This window comes from Streptomyces sp. UNOC14_S4 (genome assembly GCF_020740835.1).
Classification (GTDB): Bacteria; Actinomycetota; Actinomycetes; order Streptomycetales; family Streptomycetaceae; genus Streptomyces.
Genome location: NZ_JAINFC010000657.1, coordinates 1 through 3,517, shown reverse-complemented (window position 1 = coordinate 3,517; position 3,517 = coordinate 1). Strand labels below are relative to the sequence as shown.

1 protein-coding gene is annotated in these 3,517 nt (G+C 74.4%); it reads right to left on the bottom strand.

The window, feature by feature from the left end; all coding sequences use genetic code 11:
* Nucleotides 1–227 precede the first annotated feature (227 nt).
* The gene (locus K6I34_RS33810; RefSeq protein ID WP_229331865.1) at nucleotides 228–3,497 is read right to left on the bottom strand and encodes an amidohydrolase family protein; all 3,270 of its coding nucleotides are present in this window, start codon (nucleotides 3,495–3,497) and stop codon (nucleotides 228–230) included.
* Nucleotides 3,498–3,517: the final 20 nt, after the last annotated feature.

Genomic DNA, 3,517 nt, shown 5'->3' with positions numbered 1-3,517 from the left:
CCCCGAGCCGGTGCGTGGCGTGCCGAGCGTGGAAGAGGTGCCCGTGGAGGTGTGACAGGGGCCCGCGGCGTCCCGGTCACCTTCGCCTACGAGCTCGGTCGGCGATGTCCGTCCGGCGAGTGCGGGTCGTCTGCGGTTGGTCGCGCCCACGCGGCGGAGCCGCAAATCGACACGACCCCGCGCCCCTGACGGGGCGCGGGGTCGGCAGGGCCCTTCGGAGTCGGTCGTCAGAAGTGCGGCATCTCCATGTCGCAGCACGTGTCACGGCGCAGCTGCCGCCCGACCATCAGCCAGTCGTCGACCGAGTGCGCCGCGAACGCCTTGCGGCTGCTCGCGCCGCCGTACGCGTCGACCAGGTCCGCCTGCCGGTACGGCACCCCGCCGCGCAGCACCGAGACCGTCCGTACGAGCGTGTCGAAGTCCGTGAACGGATCGCCGTCCACGATCGTCACGTCGGCGAGCTTGCCCGGCTCCAGCGTGCCCAGGTCCCGTTCGGCGCCGAAGACCCGGGCGGGCAGGACCGTCGCCGTCCGCAGGGCCTGCGTCGCCGACAGGCCGTAGCGGTGCAGGGCCCGCAGCCCCAGATGCAGCGAGAGCCCCACCGGCACCAGCGGCGCGTCCGTGCCGAGGGCGACGAGGCCGCCGCCGGACAGGACGTCACGGTAGACGCCGATCTCCCGCTCCAGCGTGGACAGCTGATCCGGCGTCGGCTTCTGCGTCGCCGTCTCGCGGACGACCGCCGCGTCCCACGGCGGCATCAGCTGCGTCACCCGGAAGTCCTCCGCCAGGCCGGGCGTCTCGCCCAGCAGCGGCACCGAGGTGAAGATCGTGGCGATCATATGGAAGCCCGCGCCGGTGTAGGTCCCCACCAGGTCCTGGTACGCACGGCCCGTCGCCGTCGTGGCGTGCCCGAACTCCAGCCGCTGCGTGGCCTGGAGATGGGTCGTCAGGTCCTGCCCCAGCTGCATGCCGGGGGAGCAGAGATGGCTGCCCGCCCGCACCCCGAGCCGGTCGTGCGCGTACCGCGTGGCCTCCTCCATCACCCAACCGGGCGCGCGTACATACGTCTTGACGAAGTCCCAGTCGAGGGCGGACGCTCGCGCCAGCGACCGCCGCAGCCCCTCCCTGGTGCGGTGCGCGCGCCCCATGCTGTACGCCACACGTGCCCCGTCCAGCAGCTCGCCGGTGATCAGCAGCCGGGGCCCGGCCAGCTCGCCCGCCGCCACCGCCTCGCGGATCCTGGCCTGCTCGTAGGCGAACCCGCCGAGCGAGACCGCCGTGGTGATCCCGTACGCGAGCTGGAGCGCCGTCTGCCGCCCGCCGTAGGTGTACTGCCATGGGTGCGTGTGCGCGTCCCACAGCCCCGGGATCACCGTGTGCGCGGACGCGTCGACGGCGCGCAGGGAGGCGCGCCGGGCCCGGTGCGGCTCGACGGCGGCGATCCGCCCGTCGCGCACCACCAGGTCGACGTCCTCCCGCACGGTGTCGCCGGTGCCGTCCCAGAACCGCCCGGCGCGCACCACCGTGTCGGCCGGGGTCGGCCGCCGGTAGTCGAGCGCGACCGGCACCGTACGGGCCGTCCCGTCGGCCGTGTCCAGGAGCCGCAGCCGCCCCGCCGACAGATAGAGGACGCGGCGGGAGTCCGCGGACCAGGAGGGCGCGTCGGCCGCCTCGTCCGTCAGCCGCCGTGGCGCGCCGTCCGGCGTCCCGTCGGCCCGGACGGGCAGCAGCCACAGCGCCGACTCGGAGATCACCGCCATGTGGCGGCCGTCCGGCGACCAGACGGGCCCGGAGTCGCCGCGGTCCGAGAGCGAGGCGTGCGGGGCGAAGGCGTGGAGCCGGGCGGTGCCGCTGGTGACGTCCACGACCCGGATGAGGTTGTAGCCCTCGCGGAATCTCTGGTTGAGCCGGTTGCGGTCGCAGAACGCGACGAACCGCCCGTCGGGCGACCAGCTCGGTCTTCCGGGCAGCCCGCCCCCGCCCAGTGGCGCCGTGAGCACCCGGTCCTTGCCCGCGAGGAGATCACGTACGAGGAGATTGCCCGACATGTCAATGCACGCGAGCTTCGTCCCGTCGGGTGAGAGGGCCGGATAGACCCGGCCGCCCTCGGCCAGCACGGTCTCCTCGCCCGAGGCGAGCTCGCGGTGGAGCACCGCGAGCAGCCCGTCGCGGTCGCTGGCGTAGATCAGCGCCCGCCCATCGCGCGTCCAGACCGGGGCGAGCAGATAGCGGGTGGTCCCGGCGGAGACGACCCGGCGGGGGCGCCCGCCGGCGACGTCCGCGACCCAGAGCGCGTTGAGCGCGACGAACGCCACCTGCCGGGCGTCGGGGGAGAGCGCGGGCTGCTGCAGGGCCCGTACGCGGTGGACGCCGCCGATCTCGACGTCGTACCGCTTGACGCGGTAGCGGGGCCGGTCGAGCGGGAGCCGGGCGGCGAAGGGGATGAGGGTGCCGCTGTCGGCCTTGGCGCCGTCCTGAGCCTTGCCGGAAACGGAATCCGGCCGGAAGATCCGGAACTGCCCGCTCACGGTGATCAGCAGCTCGTCCCGCGAGATCCACCGCGGCGGTACGGGCTCCACGTCCCCGTCGACCGGCACCGCCGTGCCGTCCACGACGAGCGTGCACGAGGCGGCGGGGGCCGGGGTCGTCCGCAGATAGGCCAGCCTGCCGTCCGGGGACACGGCGGGCGTCATCACCTGCGCCACGGCCGCCTCGGTGTGCTCCATCCGTACGGGCCCCTGGCCGTCGGCCGCCACGGACGCGACCGTACGCGACTCCAGCCCGCCCTTCACGACCCGGCCGCGCACGAACAGCAGCCGCTTCCCGTCCGGCGACCACACGGGGTCGAAGTCCTCCCAGGCCCCGTCCTGCGCGGGCCCCTCCTGGCCGGGCAGCCCGGTGATCTTCGTGAGCGCGCGGGTCCGCACGTCCACCACCCATACGCGGTACGGGCTGCCCGCCACGGGATCACCGCCGCGCTCCGAGGCGAAGGCGATCCGCGTACCGTCGGGCGACCAGGCGGGCCCGCGATCGTCCCACGGCCCGTCCGTCAGCTGCCGCAGCCCGGAGCCGTCGGGCCGCAGCGTCCACAGATGGAAGCCACCGCCCCGGTACGCGCAGACCGCGAGCGTCCTGCCGTCGGGCGAGTGCACGGGCCGCGTGGGCTCCAGATCGGCGGGCGTGATCGCGACGGCGTCCCCGCCCTCGCGGGGAACCGACCACAGGATGTTCTGCACCTCGGCGATCAGACGATCACCCGCGGGGGAGAGCGAGGCGGAGCCATTGGTGGCGGCGGTGAAGGAGAGCGACCTGGGAAGCGAGCCCGGTTCCGGGGCGACCGCGTCGGCCGCCCCGGCGATCACGCCCCCGGAAAGCGCGACACCGACCCCCGCCCCCGCCGCTGCCGCCGTCCCGGCCGCGGCCTGGAGGAACCTGCGCCGCGAGAGACGCGAGAGGATGAATGGGGCTGCTGTTTCGGATGGGTCAGGGGTGTCCAACTGTCCTCCTGATGCAGGGG